This window comes from Nocardia arthritidis NBRC 100137 (assembly GCF_001612765.1).
Taxonomy (GTDB): domain Bacteria; phylum Actinomycetota; class Actinomycetes; order Mycobacteriales; family Mycobacteriaceae; genus Nocardia; species Nocardia arthritidis.
On the sequence record NZ_BDBB01000047.1, the window covers coordinates 1 to 19,077 of the forward strand.

Sequence of the window (19,077 nt, forward strand, 5' to 3'; positions counted from 1 at the left end):
CTGGCCGCGGCCGGCCCGCGCCGCGCGCCGCAGGCCGATGGGCGAACCGGTCCTCGAACTGCGCGATGTCCGACACACCTACAACCGGGCGACGCCGTGGGAAGCGCCCGCGCTGCACGGCGTCGACCTGTCCGTCCGGCAGGGCGAAGCGCTGCTCGTCGTCGGCGGGAACGGCTCCGGCAAGTCCACCCTGGCCTGGATCATGGCCGGCCTGATCGAACCGAGTTCCGGCCGGTGCGAATTGCGCGGGAAGCCGGTCGGCAAGCAGATCGGCGGGGTCGGGCTGGCGTTCCAGCATTCCCGCCTGCAATTGCAGAAGCAGACCGTCGGCGCGGAGATCGCGGATTGGGGCGGGCGCGCCACGGGCTCCGGTGCGGTCGGGCGCGCGCTGGACGCGGTCGGGCTGGACCGGTCGCTGGCCGCACGCTCGATCGAGGAACTCAGCGGCGGCCAGGCCAAACGGGTGGTGCTCGCCGCGATCGTGGCCAGCCACCCCCAAGTGGTCGTGCTCGACGAACCGCTGGCCGGGCTCGACCCGGAGGGTCGAGCCGACATCGTGGAATTGCTCGCCCGGCTCCGGGATGCCGGTTTGACGCTGATCGTCATCTCGCACGACGTGGCCGACATGGCGGCGGTGTGCGACCGCACGGTGCACCTGCGATCGGGACGCATCCTGAGCGCGGAATCCGCGTGGGCGGCCACGCCGGTGCCGAGCAAGGCGGCCGCGCGAGCCGATTCCGCAGCGCTGCACGCGCCCGGTGAATCGGCGGCCTGGCGGTTCGAGCACGGAGGTCGATGATGAGCACCGTTCTGCTGCGCCAAGTGCCGGTCGCCAGTCCGGTGCACCGGCTGTGGGCGGGTACCAAGATCATCGGAGTGTTCCTGATCAGCCTGGTGCTGATGTTCCTGCCGTCCTGGCCGGTGCTCGCCGTGATGACGGCGTTCCTGGTGATCGTGGGCGCAGTCGCCCGGCTGCCGCTCGGCACGCTGCCGCGCCCGCCCTGGTGGTTCTGGGCGCTGTTCGTCGTCGGCGGCCTGCTCACCGTCCCCGTCGGCAGTGCGGCGGTGCTGCGCTACGCGCAGATCGCGACGTTCACCCTGATCCTGGTGACCGCTTCGTTCCTCATCGCGTGGACCACGCCGATGGGCGACGTCGCGCCCGCTCTGGCCAAGCTGGGCGCGCCGTTGCGCAGGCTCCGGATGCCGGTGGACGAATGGGCTGTGGTCGTCGCGCTCACCCTGCGCGGTCTGCCGTTGCTCATGGAGGAGATCCGGGTGCTGCGCGCCGCCCGTCGCCTCCGCCCCAAGGACCGCATGCTCGCCCGCGCGGTCGACAACCCGCTCATCGACATCCTCACCGCCGCCATGGCGGTGGCCACCCGCCGGGCCGGCGAACTGGGTGAGGCGATCACCGCACGCGGTGGCACGGGCCAACTCACCGCCCATCCCAACGCTCCCGGCCTGCGCGATGCTCTCGCTCTCGCGCTGGTCTTCGGCGTCTGCCTCGGCTCCGTCGCATTGCACTTGCTGCTCTGATTGCGGCATCGGATTCGCTGAGTATTTGCAAACTGTCTGGTATCACCCGAGATAAGACCCGATCGATGACGCGGGAAGCACTGTCGGCAGTTCACGTACCGCGCTTCGACGGGAAGCGAAGCCGCCGACCCACCGCGGCGAGATCCGGCCGCCCGCCCGCGCCAACACTCGGTCCCCAGGATCGGGGGCATGGCGCGCCTCTCCCCCGCACGCATCCCGACCCTCACGAAAGACGCTGCCGTGCTGGAGATTACGCCCGGCGGACGACCGCGGTCGCATGCTTCGGATTCAATGCTTCGATTCGAAGATGGCACCCCGCCATCCGAACGAAGCCCCCAACAGCTCCATCAAAACGCCCATCGTCACGATCAATAAATAGCGGAAAGCTATAACTATGCCGCCGACAAACACGGATGATTACCCTCTGAATTCGTGTCCCAAACCCCTCCGGCCACAGTACAGTTATCACTCGGAAGTAACTGTCTTTTAGATCACATCACGGATGTACACGCCGATGGGGGAAGGAAATTCGGCGTGCGCCGCGTTCTCTATTGCTCGAAGCCTGATGAAGATTGGAAACCGAGAAATGATTCTGCGGAAAGTCACTGCCGCTGTCGTGCCACTGGTCGCCGCGCTCACGGTGGGGTCCGGTGTCACGCACGCGGAACCGGGCGCGACAGCGGTTCCGGACATCGGCTACCAAGCCGAGCTGATCGGGAACAAGGTCGTCACGACGCTCACCGCGGGCACGTTCGAGGTGCGCGGGGACGCGGTCGACATCAAGGACGCGGCAGGCGCGGTCGCGGTCACGCTGCCACTCGCCTTCCGGCAGGACGGGCTCGAATACCCCATGTCCCACGTGGTGCGGGACGCGGGCCGGGTGCTGGAGCTGACCGTCGTCAAGGACGCGGCGCAGGCGCGCCCCGTCGCCACCCCGGTCGCCTCGCCATTCGAGAACCAGCGCGCGATGGACGCCTTCCTGTCGCAGTTCGGCATAGCCACCGCTGTCGGCGGGTTCATCGGCACGGTCATCGGAGCGCTCGTCGGTCTGACGGGGCTCATCGGCGGACCCGTCGGTATCGCCACCGTGCTCGCGGGCGCGGGAATCGGCGGCATCATCGGCACCATCGTCGTCGGTGGACCGGCCTTGGTCATCGCCGGTATCGATCTGATCAGCACGCTGGCCGCCCCGCCCGGCAGCACCAAGTGGATGGACACCACCGGGCGTTCGCAGAACTGACCGGCGCCCCGGGCGCTACGCGCACCGAATCGACCGCGATTCGGTGCGCTTTCGTCTGTGCGGTCAGTCGTTGGTTCGCCGGAAGCGACCACCGCGCCCACGTATCCGCGTCCGTCGGCGGATCCGGTGCGCGCCGACCAGCGCCCACGATCAGCCGGTCGTCCACTCACCGCTCACGGCATCCGGCGGCCACCGGCAGACCCGCGAACCGATCGCCCAGAAAGTTCATCGCGCCCGGTGCCTCACCGATCGCCGCCGGGTTGTGGGTGGGCAGCATCGAGTGCACCGAGGTGATCGCCGCTCCCTGCGCGCAGTACCGGCCGACCAGGTCGGTGAAGCCCGCCACGGGGATCACGTCGTCGGTGCGGCTGTGGTACAGGTACATCGGCGTCTCCGGCGCACTGCCGCCGAGTTCCTGGGCGTCGGTCGCGGCGCGGAAAGCCGGATGCGACAACACATCCGCAACGACGGCGAAGTCGTCGACCCGCGCGCCGACGTACTTCGGCACCAGGTCGGACCCGCACATGGTGGCGTTCTCGGCCAGCGCCGCGCGCCCCCGATCGTTGAGCAACGCCAGCACACCGTTACCGGGGTCGTTGCGCGCGATGGCGAACAGGATCAGCAACGCCAGCCCGGCCTGCACGGTGCCGTCCGCCTCGCGCGCTATGGCAGGCCAGTCCGCCGGAACGCCACCCGAGGTGATGCCCGCGAACCGGACGTCCGGCGCGTACCACGGCTGCATCTGCGCCGCCCACAGCGTGGCGAACGCGCCGCCCGAATAGCCCCAGGCGCCGATGGGTGTCGCGGGACCGAGCCCGGCCTGCGGAAGATCACGGGCCGCCCGGATGCCGTCCAGCACCCCGCGTCCGGAATTCACCCCGTCCAGGAACCGGGACCGCGGCCCCTCGTAGTCGCCGGCCACCACCGCCCACCCGCGCCGCAGCGCCTCCGCCATGAACGGCGTGTCGATCAGGGTGTTCACCGCCCCGCTGTCCCAGCCGCCGCGCAGCGCGAACGACGGCGCGCACCGCGTGCCGAGACTGTCCTCGGGCACCTGATACGACAGCAGCGGCCGGGCGCCCGGGCCGAACCACGGCAGCATCGGGACCATCACGGTCGCCACGTCTGCCACGGGATCGTCGCTCGCATCGGTGCTGCGATACTTCACCTGCCATGCCGAAACCGGCAGGGGGAACCCGAACAACGCGATCGGGCGGGAATCCAGCACGGAGCCGTTGTGGTAGCGCTCGAGGCCCGCGGGGGCCGCGTAGAACGGGTCCTGGTCCGGCGGGGGTAGCTCGGCGTGTGCCGCCGGGACGGCGGCCAGAGCGATCAGTGCGGACAGCGCGATCCCCAGGATCGCGGTGCGCACCGGGCGGTCGCTCGCCTGCGCGGTGACAGGCGCTGCGTGCACATCCTTCATCAGGGCCTCCCCAGTCCCGGCGAGGCGGTGAGTGTCCCGGTGCGGTCGGCGCCGGTTCACCTGGCCTCCAGACCTCAACGTTACTGCCGGGCGGACGGACCCGGCAACGGGCGATCGCAGGTCACACCCACCGCCGCCGTTGTCCGAGGGGCTGGCTACAGTGTTTGCCAAACCGTCCCTGGCGCAATCGAATAGCTGTCCGGCGTCACCCCGCCCGCAGCGCGAGCGCAACGAAGAGGAGTAGCCGAGCATGCGGCATGGCAACGGACTGGACATCCCCGAGGGACTCGCCGACGTGTGCGCGCCCGACCGGATGGCGGTGATCGTCTACGACATGCAGGTCGGCGTGCTCAGCCAGTTGCCGGACGGCCCAGAGATCATCGAGCGGGTGGTTCGGGTGGTCGACGCCGCGCGCTCGGGTGGCTACCCGGTGGTCTTCCTGCGCCATTTCTTCCTGCCGGAGCGGCTGAGCGGAGCATTCGCGCTGCGCATGGCGATGAGCTGGCAGCAGGTGGATTCGGTGGACGAGGTGCGCTTCATCCTGCAGCGCGACACCCCGGCCTTCGAGCTGGTTCCCGAGCTGCGGCCGCGCGCGGACGAGGTGGTGTTCGACAAGACATCGATGTCGGCCTTCGAGGGGACTCCCCTGGCCTCGATGCTGCGCGACCTGCGCATCGGCGCCTACGCGATCGCGGGCGTCGCCCTGGAGATCGGCATCGCGCCCACGGTCGCGCATTCCACCGATCTCGGTTTCGTCCCGGTGGTGATCAGCGACGCGGTCGGCGGCCGGGACAAGGAGGCCATGGCGCGGGCCTACGCGGATTTCGAATTCCAGGGGCACGCGCTGGTGACCGACATCGCCACCATCACCCCGCTGCTCGCGGGCGGCAACTGACCCGGGACGGGACCCGGCCACGACCGGGTCCCGTTCGACAGTCACTTCTCCCGCAAGGCTTTCTTGGCCGCGGCCTGGGCGGCGTCGACCTGGCTCGTGAACTTGTCGCCTGTCTTCTCGTCGACGAGGTCGCCCGCCTTGTCGATGACCGCGTCCAGCTTGTCCGCGTTCTTCTGGGCCAGGTCCATCGCCTTACCCGCCAGGTTCTTGAAGTCCACCTTGCACTCCTCGTTTCGCGCTGGGAACAACCGCGAGACAACCCTACCCAGCGCCCAGCCAAGCCGGATGCCACAACCGGCCTGTCTCGGTCCAGTTCATGAACCGCACGGTGCCACCGAGTTTCGGCGTCACCCACACCGCCTCCTTGCGTTCCTCGGCGGTGAGGTCGTTGTCGAACGGCGAGGTCTTGCGCTCCAGTTTGCGCAGCCGCGCGGCCAGCTCGCGCATGGCCGAGTCGTCGAAGCCGGTGCCGACCCGTCCGACGTAGACCAGCCTGCCGGCGTGCGGAATACCGACCAGCAGCGATTTGAACTGCCGCGCCGTACTGCGCCGCCACCCGCCGATCAGCACCTGCTGGGTGCGCCAGTTGCGCTGCTTCACCCAGGCATGCCCGCGCTTACCCGGCAGATACACCGAATCCTTGCGTTTCGCGACCACGCCTTCGAGTCCGTGCTCTTGGCTGTAGCGCAAAGCCTCGGAGCCTGAACCGTCCAGTCGTGGCGGCACCACCATCGACGGCGCGTTCGCGGCGAGCGCCTCCAGCACCCTGCGGCGGTCGGAATATCTTTTGCGCAGCAGCGATGTGCCGTCCAGGTACAGCACATCGAACGCGACGAATACCGCCCGCGCGGCATCGGCTTGCAGCAGGCCGAGATTCGCGACTCCGTGATCGTCGAAGACGACGGCCTCGCCGTCGAGCACCACCTGGTGCCCGGACAATTCCCGTCGCAACGCCGTGATGCGCGGATAGCGGTCGGTCACGACGTTCCCCGCCCGGCTGTGCAATGTGATCGCGCCGGAGTCGATCTCGGCGATCAGCCGGAAGCCGTCCCATTTCGTCTCGAAGCACCACTCGTCGGCGCCGAGATCGGCGACGTCACCGTGCGTCGCGAGCATCGGCGACAGGCCGCGCGGAAGCGGCGAGGGACCGTTGGCGGGACGGATGATCCGGCCCGGCGGCTGCTGCGGCTGCGGTTCGGCTCCGTTCTCCGCCCGCATCAGATGCATCAGCCATTGGTTGCCGTTGGTCTGGATCAGCGCGTACCGACCGGTGAGCCGCTTACCGTGGAACCGCACGATGACCTCGTCGTCGCGCCACTTCTCGGTCTCGTAGGTGCCGGAGTCCCAGATCGTCATCTCGCCCGCGCCGTACTCTCCCTTCGGGATGGCGCCGTGGAAGTCGAGATACTCCATCGGATGGTCCTCGGTGTGCACGGCGAGGCGGTTCTGCTCGGGAGAGGTCGGCGGGCCCTTCGGCACCGCCCAGGAGACCAGGACCCCGTCGCGCTCCAGCCGCACATCCCAGTGCAGGCGCCGCGCGTGATGCTCCTGCACGACGTAGCGGTTGTCCGCCCCCGGCGCGGGTGGCTGCGCGGGAACGGGCTCGGGCGTGCGGGACGGATCCCGCATCGATCGGTACTTCGTCAACGCGTCCGGGCCCGCTCCCGCCGCGGACGAGCCTTTTCCCGCGGGCGGCGCATCCAGTTCGGCGAGCAGATCGCCATCCGATCGGTATCTGGCGAGTACTTCGTCGAACCGAAGATGCCGCAGCCTCTTCCGGTTCTCGATCTCTTTCCAGGTGCGTGGAGCGGCGACATTCGGCTCCGGCCGCCCCCGCATCGAGTAGGGCGCGATGGTGGTCTTGGCGGCGTTGTTCTGGCTCCAGTCGAGGAAGACCTTGCCGCCGCGAGCCGCCTTCGCCATCGTCGCCGTGACCAGATCCGGGTGCAGCCGTTGCAGATTGGTGGCCACCTGTTTCGCCACGGTGGAGGCGCCGTCCGAATTCAGTTCGCGATCCAGCGGCACGTAGAGGTGGATTCCCTTGCTGCCGCTGGTCACCGGGAACGTGCGCAAACCGATGCCCTCGACCATCTCGCGCACCGCGAGGGCCACCTCGGCGCATTCGGCGAGCCCGACTCCCTCGCCCGGGTCCAGATCGAAGACCAGCCTGGTGGCCGGGCCTATGTCGTCGCCGTCGAAACGCCACTGCGGCACATGCACTTCCAGCGCGGCCTGCTGCGCGAGCCAGGCCAGCCCGGCCTCGGAATCGATCAAGGGATAGACGACCTTGCGATCGGAATGCCACAGGGTGCGCCGCTGTATCCAGGAGGGGGCGTGCGACGGGAGATTCTTCTCGAAGAAGGACGGTTCGTCTACGCCGTTGGGCCAGCGCTTGCGAGTGACCGCCCGCCCGGCGACATGCGGCAGCATGGCAGGCGCGATCGCCGAATAGTAGGCGATGACTTCGCCTTTGGTGGTTCCGGTGGCCGGGTACAACACCTTGTCGAGGTTGCTCAGGTCAACCTCGATACCACCGAACTCGCGGCGGGCCACCATATCCGAAGTGTAGCGGCGGAGACCCGGTCGTGGTCTCCGCCGCTCGCTCAGGCGTGCGGTCCGGACTGATCCGGCGGGACTACCTTCTTGGCGGCCTCCTTGCCCTTGGTGATCTTGTCGGTGTACTTGCCGTGCGTCTTCTGGTCGATGAAGTCACCGGCCTTGTCCACCGCTGAATTGATCTTGTCGGCGTTCTTGGCTGCCGCGTCCTTACCCTTGTCGACCAGGCCCTTGACCGTATCCGCGAAACTCATCGCCGTGATCCTTCCTGTCGCCAACTAGCAGAAGTCGTTCACTCCACATTCTCCCACCAAGAATCCGCAGGTGGGGCACTCGACGGGTCCACACGCTGCCCGGGCATCGGCACCGCGAGCTCGGTGCCCGCCCCCCGCGCCGCGGCCACCATGCGCCGGACCGGCTCGGACCAGCCGTGGAAGGCGAGATTGAAGGTGGCCCAGTGAATGGGTACCAGCAATCCGTGACCGGCATTCCCGTCGCACAGGTCGGCGTGTGCCCGGACCGCCTCCTCGGGATTCATGTGCACATCCGGCCAGCGCTCGTCGTAGGCGCCGATCGGCAGCAGCGTCAGGTCGAACGGACCGAGCGCCGCGCCCGCCTCGGCGAACGCCTTGGTGTAGCCGGTATCGCCCCCGAAATAGGCGCGCCTCGTCGGCCCGGCGATCGACCACGAGGCCCACAACGTGGTGTTGCGCAGCAGGCCGCGCCCGGAGAAATGCCGCGCTTCCGTGCAGGTGAGTACGAGATCCCCGCCGTCGCGGTCCCGGCCGAGTTCGGCGAGCGACACCGAACCGCCCCAGTCCAATTCGACGATGCGATCCTCCGGCACACCCCAGTGCCGCAAGTGGGCGCCGATGCCGATCGGCACCAGGAACGGCGCGCTCTGGCGTGCCACCAGCTCCCGCACGGTCCACTTGTCCAGATGGTCGTAATGATCGTGCGAGATGAGCACCGCGTCGATCGAGGGCAGATCGGTCAGCGGCTGCGGCACCGGATGCATCCGCGCGGGTCCGACCAGCGCCGATGGCGAAACTCGCTCGCTCCACACCGGATCGGTGAGAATGCGGTACCCGTCGACCTCGACCAACGTCGTGGCGTGGCCGTACCAGGTGACCGCGAGCGCGGACGCCGCGGCCGGCTGCTGCGGCGTCCGCAGTGGGATGGGGCCCCGCGGCCTGCCCACGTTGCGCTGGGTCAACGCCGAGACCAACAGCGAGGGAGCCGACCCCGCGACCACCTGGCTACTGGGTTCGGTGTTGTGGAACTGGCGGTCGCGATAGGTCGCCGCGCCCACCGCGTACGGCTGGATCGCCGAAATCGAAGCGCCCATCGCCGAAGGGATGTCCCATACCGCCCGGACCACCCAGGTGATGCCGAGGGTGCCCGCCGCGGCGCCCGCGATGCGCCTGATGTCCATCATCGCCCCACGAATTTCGCGGCGCGCTTTTCCTGCCTGGCCAAACGACCCTCCTTGGCATCCTCGCTCGTCCACGCGGCCTCCAGCGCCGCGCGCTGCTGCGCGGTTTCCGGATCACGCGTTCCGTCGTCATTGAGCACCAGCTTCATGTGCCGCAGGGACAACGGAGCCAATGCCGCGATCTGCTTGCCCCAGGCCTGCGCGTCGGACGCCGCACCGATCCGGTTGGCGAACCCGAAGCCGTAGGCGTCCTCGGCCGATATCTGTTCGGCGCCCAGCAACACCGTGCGCGCCGGACCGCCGCCGATCAAGGCGACCAGCCTGCGCACGGTCCACCGATCCACGCTGATGCCCAGTTTCGCCGCGGGAATGGCGATGTATGCCTCCGGCGAGATCACCCGCAGGTCCGAGGCGAGCGCCAGTTGCACGCCCGCCCCGATCGCGGCGCCGTTGATCGCCGAAATCACCGGGATCGGCACGGATTCGATGGTGTGCAGCGTTTCCATCCACTCGGACAGGAAATCGCCGGAGTACACCCCGGACAGATCGGCGCCGGCACTGAAGACCGGGCCGCGCCCGGTCAACACGATGACTCGCGCCTGGCCGGCGACAGCGGCGAGCACGGCCTCGCGCAGCAGCGTCACGAGTTCGTAGTTGAGCGCGTTGCGGCGCTCTTCCCGCTGAAGTTCGATGGTGACCACGTCACCGTCCCGGCTGACCCCGAGCATGCGACCTCCCCGACTGAACGGTCCGTCTGATCTCTTCACTCTGCCACAGAGGACTACCCATTCCGCGCTGGGCGATACGATCACCGGCTGTGCCGACCGACTTCGACATTCTGGTGATCGGCGCTGGTCAGGCGGGACTGTCGGCCGGTTACCACCTCCAGCGCCTCGGGCTGCGGCCCGAACGGCACTTCCTGCTCGTCGATCGCTCCCCCGGGCCCGGCGGCGCGTGGCAGTTCCGCTGGCCCTCCCTCACCTTGGAGACGGTCAACCGGGTGCACGATCTGCCCGGCATGTCGTTCGCCGAGACCTTGCCACCGGGTTCGTCGTCCGCGCCTGCGGCATCCGCAGTGCCGCACTACTACGAGCTGTACGAAAAGCGGTTCGACCTGCGCGTTCACCGCCGGGTATCGGTCACCGTGGTCTGTGATCGCACCGAGGAAGGCGGCCCGGCCGATCGCGGCGCGGTGCTCGGCGCGGAGACCGACGCGGCCGGCCTCATCCGGGTTCGCGGCCTGATCAACTGCACCGGCACCTGGGAGAATCCGTTCGTTCCGCACTATCCCGGAGCGCAGACGTTCACCGGTCGCCAGCTGCACACCCGCGATTACCACAGTGCCGTGGAATTCGCGGGAAAGCACGTCGTGGTGGTCGGCGGCGGCATCTCGGCCGTTCAGCTGCTCGACGAGATCTCCCAGGTCACCACGACGACCTGGGTCACGAGAACACCGCCGCGCTTCCGCGAGGGCGCGTTCACCGAAGAGGCGGGGCGAGCCGCGGTCGCGATGGTCGAAGACCGCGTCCGGCGCGGACTGCCGCCGGGATCGGTGGTCTCGGTCACCGGGCTGCCGCTCGACGACCGGTTACGGGCGGCACGAGCTCGCGGCGCGCTCACCCGTTTGCCGATGTTCGAGCGCATCGAGCCCGGCGGCGTGCGGTGGGCCGACGGAACCTTTCAGCAGGCCGACGTGATCCTGTGGGCCACCGGCTTCCGCAGCGCCCTCGACCACCTGGCGCCGCTGCGGCTGCGCGGGCCCGGCGGCGGCATCGCCATGTCGGGACGGCTGGCCACCCAGGTAGCCGCCGACCCGCGCGTCCATCTGATCGGCTACGGGCCGTCGGCCAGCACCGTGGGCGCCAATCGCGCGGGGCGCGCGGCGGCGATGGAACTCACCCGGCATCTGGGGCTGCGCTGACGGGTGCGCGCGGCCCGAGTCGTCAGTCGATCAGTCCGAGCGTGAGCGTGTCCGGGTCCCCGCCGATGCGCGAACCGCTGTCCAGGCCATTGATCGCGTCCATCTGCTCCGCGGTCAGCTCGAAGCCGAACACGTCGAAGTTCTCCGCGATCCGCGATGGCGTCACCGACTTCGGGATGACGACGTTGCCCAGTTGCAGATGCCAGCGGATGATCACCTGCGCGGGCGTGCGACCGACCTCGGCGGCCACCTGGGTGATGGTGGCGTCGCCGAGCAGCGTGCCCTGTCCGAGCGGACTCCACGCCTCGGTGGCGATCGCGTTGGCGGCGTGGAACTCACGCAGTTCGCGCTGCGCCAAGCTGGGGTGCAGCTCGATCTGGTTCACCACCGGGATCTCACCGGTCTCGGCGATGAGCCGCTGAATGTGCGCGACCGTGAAGTTCGAGACGCCGATCGACCGCACCCGGCCCTGTGACTTCAGCGCCTGGAAGGCGCGGAAGGTGTCCACGAAGCGGTCGGCCACAGCCACCGGCCAGTGGATGAGGTAGAGGTCGAGGTAGTCCAGGCCGAGCCGCCGCATGCTGGCGTCGAACGCGCGCAGCGTCGAGTCGTAGCCCTGATCGGAGTTCCACAGCTTGGTGGTGACGTAGATCTCGTCGCGGGGCAGGCCGTATTCCCGGATCGCACGGCCGGTGCCCTCCTCGTTTCCGTAGATCGCGGCGGTGTCGATGCTGCGGTAGCCAACCTCGAGCGCGGTGGTGACGACCGAGAAGACGTCCTCGGCGGGTACCTGGAATACGCCGAAGCCGAGCTGCGGGATCACGTTCCCGTCGTTCAGCACGATCGAGGGAACGGTGCTGGTCTCGCTTTTGAAGGTCACATTCCGACGGTAGAAGTGTGGCGGCGAACCGTCAATCACGCGCTCTGGTGTGTTGGCCTGCAATTTGCTGGTAAACCTGCGGTCAGCCCGTCATACCGGGCAGCCCGAGCCGCCGGTACCGCGCTTGGCGCGCCGCGAGCAGCTCCGGTTCCGGCCGTGCGCGCAAGGTCGCCAGTTCGTTCGCGATCGCGGCGACCATCCGCCGGGCGAAGTCCACCGGCTCGTCCGCCGCGTCGGGAAACTCCGGCACGATCCGGTCGACCACGCCGTCGTCCAGTAGGTCGGCGGCACCGATTCGTTGTGCGGCGGCCAATTCCGCAGCATGGTCGGTATCGCGGAAGACGATGGCGCTCGCTCCTTCCGGCGGCAGCGGGGCGAGCCAGGCGTGCGTGGCGGCGAGCACCCGGTCGGCGGGCAGCAGCGCCAGCGCGCCACCGCCGGTGCCCTGGCCGAGCAGCACCGAGACGGTCGGGGTGTCCAGCGTCACCAGATCGGCGATGCAACGGGCGATCTCGGGTGCCAGTCCGCGCTCCTCCGCCTCCTTCGACAGCGCCGCGCCCACCGTGTCGATGACCAGTACCAGCGGCAGCCGCAACTCGCGAGCAAGCGCCATACTGCGCCGCGCCTCACGCAGCGCGGCCGGGCCCATGGTGTTCTCGCCTTGCTGGCCGCGCCGGTCGTGCCCGAACACTACGCACGGCCGGCCCCGGAACCGACCGAGGGCGAGCACGGCGGTGCGATCGGACTCGCCCTGACCGGTGCCACTGAGCGGAACTCGTTGCGTCACATGACGTAAGAGCTCTCGAATGCCGGGACGCTCTGGGCGGCGGGAGATCAGGACCGACTGCCACACTCGATCGTCCGCAGCGCGACCGCGCGCTTCGACCAACCGAAGTCGTTCTGCTTCACGGTTTTCAGGATCCTGAACACGGTCCGGCGCGCCCGAGTCCTGTGGTCGCGGTGCGATCTTCTCGGAATACCACTGTGCCGCAGCGGAATCGGGCAGCTCGATGCCGCTGAACACGCTCAGTGCGCGATGGGCGATGCGACGGAAGACCGGGATCGTCAGGACGCCGTCGATGACGCCGCGGCGATACAAGTTCTCCGCGGTCTGCACGCCTTCCGGAAAAGGCCTGTCGTACAGCGCTTGATAGACCCGAGGGCCGAGAAACCCGATGAGCGCCCCGGGCTCGGCGAACGTGATGTGGCCCAACGAGCCCCAGGAAGCGAAAACGCCGCCCATCGTCGGGTTGCGGAGGTAGACCACGTAGGGATGACCCGCCGACTTGTGGGCCGCCACCGCACCGGCGATCTTCACCATCTGCACGAAGGCGACGGTGCCCTCCTGCATCCTGGTCCCGCCGGAGGTCGGCGAAGCGACCAGCGGCAGCCCCAGTTCGGTGGCGCGCTCGACCGCCGACACGATCCGCTCCGCCGCCGCCACGCCGATCGAGCCGGCCAGGAACCCGAACTCGCAAGCGATCACGGCCACGCGCCGACCACGCAGCAGCCCTTCACCGGTGAGCACCGATTCGTCGGTACCCGCCACGACCGCCGCCTTCTGCAAGGCATCGCGATACTGCGGGGAAGCGGCCACCGTCACCGGCGGCCGGTCCCAGCTGACGAACGAGTCCGTGTCCAGCAGCTGCTCGAGCAACTCTCGCGCCGAAGTACGCACCGGGCGAGCCTATCCGGCCCTACCCAGTGCTCCGGCGAGCCGCGCGAGCACTCAGTAGCCCTGCATCACCTTGCGCAGCGCGTACTCGGTGAGCGCGACCAGCGCCTGCTTGGCCGGCTCACGACGACGCGCGTCGATGGACAGGATCGGCACATCGGCGGGCACGGCGAGCGCCTGCCGGATGTCCTCGATCGGGTACCGCGGCGCGTCGTCGAATTCGTTGAGCGCCACCAGGAAGGGCAGGCCGCGCGCTTCGAAGTAGTCGACGGCCGCGAAGCTGTCCTCCAACCTGCGGGTGTCGACCAGCACGACGGCGCCGATAGCGCCACGGATCAGGTCGTCCCACATGAACCAGAACCGATACTGGCCAGGCGTGCCGAACAGGTACAACACCAGATCGTCGGCGAGACTGATCCGGCCGAAGTCCATCGCCACCGTGGTGGTCGACTTCATCGGAATGCCGGTCAGGTTGTCGATCCCGGCGCTGGCATTGGTCACCAACGCTTCGGTGCGCAGCGGAACGATCTCCGACACAGCACCGACCAACGTGGTCTTCCCGACGCCGAAGCCACCGGCGACCACGATCTTCGCCGATGTCGGCTTGCTGGTACGGGTGTCGACCTGCGCCGTCGAATCAAATACGCCGGAGTCCACTGAGAACCCTTTCGATCAGCTCGCGACGCTCATCGTCGCTGGAATCGTCTTTCAAAGTCGCCGATACGCGTACGTGCCCGGCCTCGATCAAATCGGCCACGAGCACACGGGCCACCCCGATAGGGATGCCCAATCGGGCTGCTACCTCGGCAACGGACGGCGATTCTCTGCACAACTCCACGATTGACGTCTCGATGTTGGTCAGTTCGAACTGCCGCTCGAGGGCGACCGGATGCGATGCGACGAGAGCCTCCAACGCCAACTCGACCGCGGGCCTGGTGCGGCCTGCGGTCAGCGAGTATGGGCGTACGAGGCTCGGCTCGGCGCTCCCCACGCGGTGATCTTCTATGTCCATCCCACCATCAGGAACCCATCGTGACGCGTGGCGTGGCCTGAACAGTCTGACCAACACGCTCGACCAACAGAGCCATCTCGTAACCGACCTGACCGATGTCACACGAAGTGTTGGTCAGCACCGCGAGGTAGGAACCGTCGCCGACGGCCATGAGCAGCAGGTAACCGTGCTCCATCTCCACGACGGACTGCAGCACGGTGCCGCCCTCGAACAGATTCGAGACGCCGACTGACAGACTGGCCAGACCGGCCGTGACGGCCGAGAGCTGTTCGGCGCGGTCGACGGGCAGCTGGGCACTCGCGGCCATGAGTAGGCCGTCCGCCGAGACCAGGACGGCATGGGCTACGCCAGGAACCTCGTTGGCAAAGTTCGAAACCAGCCAATCCAGCTGACGATTCGTACCACCTAGATCGGGGTTCATCGGTCTCCTTTATCTCCGGTTAGGTTCATTGCTCTCATTGCGCGGCCATCCCGGACGCCCTGCTGGTGACGACTCAAGCTGGACCTGATCGTTTCTGGGTCACGGCGCGGCGCCCGATCCGCCGCACCGCTTACGCCGCCGGGGACAAGCCTTCCGCCCGGATTGCGTTGCGGCAAGCCCGCCGCCGTTTTCGTCTCGGGCTGCGCCTCACTGGCGCGCCGAGCCGCTTGCCAACCTTCGTCACCCGGCGATTCGAAGGAGGCCGCCACCTGGGACCGATCCGCGTTGGGATCCGACAGCCACGCCGACATCATCTCGGCGAAGATCGGCGTTCCGCCCATCGACGCCCCGGACTCGTCCGCGGGCTGCAGCCTGGTCTGGAAGAACGAGGCCGTCTTGGCCGGGTTGGACCGGAAGCTGTGCTTGCCGGGATCGCGCCCCGGTGCGGTGGCGGACTGCTCTTCGCTCGCGGCGTGCTGGCCACGTTGCGGCAGCGCGATACCCGGCGGCACTGGCTGGCGCTGCGGCGCTTGAGCGCCCGGCTGCCGTTGTGGCAGCCCGGTCAGCCCGCTCTCGCGTTGCGGCGGCGGGCTCGACGGTGCGGGCGGACGCTGCGGCAGACCGCTCACCGCACCCGGCTCACGCTGCGGCAGCCCACCTGTCGCCTCACGCTGCGGCAGACCGTTCGAAGCCGAATCCCGTTGCGGCAGACCGTTGACAGCGGGCAGCGCGCCGGAACCCGGCTCACGCTGCGGCAAGCCGTTGACGGAATCGCGTTGCGGAAGGCGATGGGCGCCGGAATCCCGCTGCGGGAGACCGCTACTCGGTTCGCGCTGCGGCAGCCCACCGGGCGCGGCGTCGCGCTGCGGGAGGTTGGGCGCCGGATGCCGCGGCGGGAGGCCGGTCGAGCCGGGCTCACGCTGCGGCAAGCCGCCCAAAGCCGGCTCACGCGACGGCAGACCGGTGGAACCCGGCTCACGCGACGGCAGACCGGTCGAACCCGGCTCACGCTGCGGCAGACCACCCAAGGCCGACTCACGCTGCGGCAAACCACCGGAGGCCGAGTCACGCTGCGGCAGACCGGTCGAACCCGGCTCACGCTGCGGCAGACCACCCAAGGCGGACTCACGCGACGGCAGACCGGTCGAACCCGGCTCACGCGACGGCAAACCACCCAGGGCCGACTCACGCTGCGGCAGACCACCTGCCGCCGAGTCACGCTGCGGCACACCGTTCGAACCCGGCTGCCGCTGCGGTAGGCCGGTCGGACCCGGCTCGCGCAGCGGCAGACCGGTGGGGCCCGGCTCACGCTGCGGAAGGCCACCGGAGGCGGACTCACGCTGCGGTAGACCACCCAAACCGCTTTCCCGCGGCGGCAGACCACCCAGGCCGTTCTCGCGCGGCGGCAGACCGCTCACGGGGTCGCGCGACGGCAGACCGCCGGAAGCGGCTTCGCGCTGTGGCAGGCCGGTGGACGCGTCCCGTTGCGGCACGCCGTTGGTGCCCGGCTGACGCTGCGGCAGACCGGTGCTCGGCTGCGGCACACCATTGGCGCCCGGCTGACGCAAGGGCAGTTCGCCCGAGTTCGGCTCACGCGGCGGCAGGCCCGAACCGGACTGCTCCGCGGGACCACCGGGCTGGCGCGGCGGCGGACCGCCAGGGGTGACGTTGCGCTTGGGGAGGTTGGCCGCGGCCAGCTTGCCGCGCTGCGGGCCGCTGGGCGCCTGCTGCCCGGGCGCGGGCCGCAGGCTGGTCGCCGACTGCTGCGCCTCCGAGCGCATACCGCTCGACGACATCGCCGAACCCGGCTGCCGCTGCGGCAGTGCGCCGGGGCCGGTGGGGATCGGACCGCTGGGCGTGCCGGTGGGCTTGGCGCCGGCGACCGGAATCGGGCCGCTCACCCCGGGATCGACAGTGACCATGACATTGCCCCCAGGAGTCCGGGTGACGGCCCGCATCTGCATGGACGACGGACGCTGCGGCGCGGCGGCCTGCGGCGAGGGCTGCGGGGTGACCGGCTGCGGCTGCGGGGTGACGGTCTGCGCCGCGCTCGGCTTGCCCGCGACGATCAGTCCGACCGGCACGTGCACGGTCACCGTTACGCCCGGATCGCGCGCGGTGTCGAAGGTCGGGCGCAGCCGCACGGTGAGACCGTGCCGCTCGGCGAGCCTGCCGACCACGAACAGACCCATGTGGCGGGCCGTGTCCGGCCCCGGCTCGGCGGTCTGCTCCAAGCGGCGGTTGATGTCGGCCATCTCCGCCGGCGGCATACCGATGCCGCGGTCGGCCACCTCGATGAGCAGGCCCTGATCGTGTGCCTGCGCGAAGGTGAACTTGACGTCGGTCTCCGGCGGCGAGGCGCGCAGCGCGTTGTCCAGCAGCTCGGCGAACAGGTGCGCGAGGTCGGAGGCGGCGGGTTCCTTCAGCGAACCGCGCGGCGTGGCGCCGAGCTTCACGCGCTCGTAGTCCTCGACCTCGGAGATCGCGGCGCGCAGCACGTCGGCGATCTCGACCGGGGCGGACTTGGCGCGGCGCTGCCTGGTGCCAGCGAGAATCAGCAGATTGTCGCCGTTGCGGCGCATGCGGGCGGCGAGGTGGTCGAGCCGGAAGAGGTTTTCCAGCAGGCGCGGGTCCTTCTCGTCGTACTCCATCGCCTCGATGAGGGTGAGCTGATGGTCGACGAGCGACTTCGAGCGCCGCGCCAGGGTTTCGAACATGTCGTTGACCTGGGAACGCATCTTCGCCTGGTCACTCGCCAGGCGCAGCGCCTGCCCGTGGATGTCGTCGACCGCGCGGGCCAGCTGGCCGATCTCCTCGGTGCTGCGCACCGGCATCGGTTCCAGCGGCACCTCTTCCGGAGAGGCGCCGTTGCGGAGCTGGGCGACCTCGTGCGGCAGGTCGCTCTCGGCCACGCGCAGCGCGGCCAACCGCAGCCGGTGCAGCGGGACGATCATCGATCGGGCCACGAAGACCGCGAGCAGGAGGGCGGCGAGGATGGTCGCGATGACGACGGCGGTGTAGGTCCACGCGTCGCGCTGGGCGGTGGTCACCAGCGAGTTCATCGCGGAGTCGATGTCCTTGGTCGCCTTGCCGACGACATGCTCGTAGACCGCGAGGCTGTCGGTGAGCGACTTCTTCAGGTCGCCGACGGGAAGCTGGCCCGCCTGCGCCTGCGGGCTGGTCAGCAGCGCGATCCTGGTGTCGATGCCCGCGCGCAGGTCGGCGATGGAGGTGTCGCCGTCGGAGAAGCGGTGCGCGAGCACGTTGAGCAGCGCGCGCTCGGTATTGGACGCGATGAGGAAGCTCTGGACGCCGGACTGCTGAGAGCGCAGCACTTCGGGGAAGGCGGCGAGTTCGCCGACCAGGGTGACACGGGTGTTGAGCGAGTCGACCAGCCGCAGTTTGGCCGCGTCGACGGCGGTGTCGCTCACCTGGCCGACCGTGGTCTCGACGATCCGGACGCTGTCGTTGCGGACTCGGTCGATCAGCGCGAGGGTGTCGGACGGCGGGCCGGTGGAGACCGATTTGCCCTGCGCGCGCACGCCCTTGGCCTGGGTGAGCATGCTGTCGATGGCCGGGCGCGCGCCGGGCACGCCGTCCAGCTTGGCCACCGCCTTCTCCGCGTTGGCGATGGCCTTGTCCAGATCCGCGAGGTTCTGATCGGTCACCACGGACTGGTTGGACCCCAGTGAGATCATCTGCGATCCCGCGGTGGTGGCGGTCTGCGCGCTGAGCGCGGTGACCGAGGGGATCGCGGCGACATTCTCCGAGATGTCGGCGAGCCGGTTCGATTCCGCGAACTCCGAGGAGATCCTGGACACGCCGAGCCCGACCGCGACCGCCAGAGGCACGGCGAGCACCGCCGTAACCTTCCAGCGCAGGTCCCAGTTGCCCAGAGCCCAGCGGCTGCTGCCGGACCTAGCGGCGTCACGCATCTCCCACTCACTTTCCAAACTGGCCTCTACCACGCGCCATCAACCGAACCTCCACATTCGCGTGCTTGGCTCGACAGGTGGAGCTGGCCGAGAGCTGCGGCTGGCCGAGAAATTGCGTCTACGACGGCCCAAATAAGTGACATCAGAT

The 19,077-nt window shown here is 69.0% G+C and carries 17 protein-coding genes; 5 read left to right on the forward strand and 12 right to left on the reverse strand.

Annotated elements, in window-relative coordinates; translation table 11 throughout:
- The 3 genes from NA8_RS27180 to NA8_RS27190 all read left to right on the forward strand — a co-directional run.
- Positions 1–799: ABC transporter ATP-binding protein (locus NA8_RS27180; RefSeq protein WP_157106949.1), on the forward strand; the 799-nt coding region annotated here is incomplete at its 5' end.
- On the forward strand, positions 799–1,536 hold the full coding sequence (locus NA8_RS27185; RefSeq protein ID WP_063053201.1) for an energy-coupling factor transporter transmembrane component T family protein: 738 nt from the start codon (positions 799–801) through the stop codon (positions 1,534–1,536). The genes NA8_RS27180 and NA8_RS27185, both read left to right, overlap by 1 nt.
- Positions 1,537–2,122: 586 nt before the next feature.
- Complete coding sequence (locus tag NA8_RS27190) at positions 2,123–2,776, forward strand: DUF8020 domain-containing protein (protein ID WP_063053202.1); 654 nt, start codon at positions 2,123–2,125, stop codon at positions 2,774–2,776.
- A 166-nt stretch (positions 2,777–2,942) separates the two neighbouring features.
- On the opposite strand, the gene NA8_RS27195 is transcribed toward NA8_RS27190, so the two are convergent.
- Positions 2,943–4,199, reverse strand: a complete 1,257-nt coding sequence (locus NA8_RS27195) for a lipase family protein (RefSeq protein WP_063053203.1) — start codon at positions 4,197–4,199, stop codon at positions 2,943–2,945.
- Between the two features lie 250 nt (positions 4,200–4,449).
- Between NA8_RS27195 and NA8_RS27200 the strand changes: the two genes are divergently transcribed.
- Entirely contained in the window at positions 4,450–5,094 is a 645-nt protein-coding gene (locus NA8_RS27200) for a cysteine hydrolase family protein (RefSeq protein ID WP_063053204.1), read from the forward strand.
- Between the two features lie 41 nt (positions 5,095–5,135).
- On the opposite strand, the gene NA8_RS33180 is transcribed toward NA8_RS27200, so the two are convergent.
- The 5 genes from NA8_RS33180 to NA8_RS27220 are packed head-to-tail and all read right to left on the reverse strand — an operon-like array spanning position 5,136 to position 9,813.
- Positions 5,136–5,312 (reverse strand): antitoxin, encoded by a 177-nt coding sequence (locus NA8_RS33180; protein ID WP_245664026.1) that lies wholly within the window; start codon positions 5,310–5,312, stop codon positions 5,136–5,138.
- Between the two features lie 43 nt (positions 5,313–5,355).
- Entirely contained in the window at positions 5,356–7,650 is a 2,295-nt protein-coding gene (locus NA8_RS27205; RefSeq protein ID WP_063053205.1) for an ATP-dependent DNA ligase, read from the reverse strand.
- A 47-nt stretch (positions 7,651–7,697) separates the two neighbouring features.
- A complete protein-coding gene (locus NA8_RS27210; RefSeq protein WP_040870205.1) occupies positions 7,698–7,904 on the reverse strand; it encodes an antitoxin in 207 nt (68 codons plus the stop codon).
- A 38-nt stretch (positions 7,905–7,942) separates the two neighbouring features.
- Positions 7,943–9,085: an MBL fold metallo-hydrolase gene (locus tag NA8_RS27215; RefSeq protein WP_063053206.1), complete on the reverse strand. Its 1,143-nt coding sequence runs from the start codon at positions 9,083–9,085 to the stop codon at positions 7,943–7,945.
- Positions 9,085–9,813, reverse strand: a complete 729-nt coding sequence (locus tag NA8_RS27220) for an enoyl-CoA hydratase (protein ID WP_063053207.1) — start codon at positions 9,811–9,813, stop codon at positions 9,085–9,087. Before NA8_RS27220 ends, NA8_RS27215 begins: the two co-directional genes overlap by 1 nt.
- 89 nt (positions 9,814–9,902) lie before the next feature.
- On the opposite strand from NA8_RS27220, the gene NA8_RS27225 reads away from it, so the two are divergent.
- Positions 9,903–11,006 carry an NAD(P)-binding domain-containing protein gene (locus NA8_RS27225; protein WP_063053208.1) on the forward strand — a complete coding sequence of 368 codons (1,104 nt, stop codon included), beginning with the start codon at positions 9,903–9,905 and terminating at the stop codon, positions 11,004–11,006.
- A gap of 22 nt (positions 11,007–11,028) precedes the next feature.
- On the opposite strand, the gene NA8_RS27230 is transcribed toward NA8_RS27225, so the two are convergent.
- The 6 genes from NA8_RS27230 to NA8_RS27255 form a co-directional block, all read right to left on the reverse strand.
- Positions 11,029–11,886, reverse strand: a complete 858-nt coding sequence (locus NA8_RS27230) for an aldo/keto reductase (RefSeq protein WP_063053209.1) — start codon at positions 11,884–11,886, stop codon at positions 11,029–11,031.
- Between the two features lie 82 nt (positions 11,887–11,968).
- Positions 11,969–13,564: an acetyl-coenzyme A carboxylase carboxyl transferase subunits beta/alpha gene (locus NA8_RS27235; protein WP_063053210.1), complete on the reverse strand. Its 1,596-nt coding sequence runs from the start codon at positions 13,562–13,564 to the stop codon at positions 11,969–11,971.
- Positions 13,565–13,615: 51 nt separating this feature from the next.
- Entirely contained in the window at positions 13,616–14,218 is a 603-nt protein-coding gene (locus NA8_RS27240; RefSeq protein ID WP_174186021.1) for a GTP-binding protein, read from the reverse strand.
- Positions 14,199–14,573 (reverse strand): DUF742 domain-containing protein, encoded by a 375-nt coding sequence (locus NA8_RS27245; protein ID WP_014981573.1) that lies wholly within the window; start codon positions 14,571–14,573, stop codon positions 14,199–14,201. The genes NA8_RS27240 and NA8_RS27245 overlap by 20 nt, the downstream gene beginning before the upstream one ends.
- Positions 14,574–14,580: 7 nt before the next feature.
- Positions 14,581–14,994, reverse strand: a complete 414-nt coding sequence (locus NA8_RS27250; RefSeq protein WP_011207200.1) for a roadblock/LC7 domain-containing protein — start codon at positions 14,992–14,994, stop codon at positions 14,581–14,583.
- Positions 14,991–18,929, reverse strand: coding sequence for an ATP-binding protein (locus tag NA8_RS27255; protein ID WP_084467122.1), 3,939 nt, complete (start codon positions 18,927–18,929; stop codon positions 14,991–14,993). Before NA8_RS27255 ends, NA8_RS27250 begins: the two co-directional genes overlap by 4 nt.
- Between the last annotated feature and the right edge of the window lie 148 nt (positions 18,930–19,077).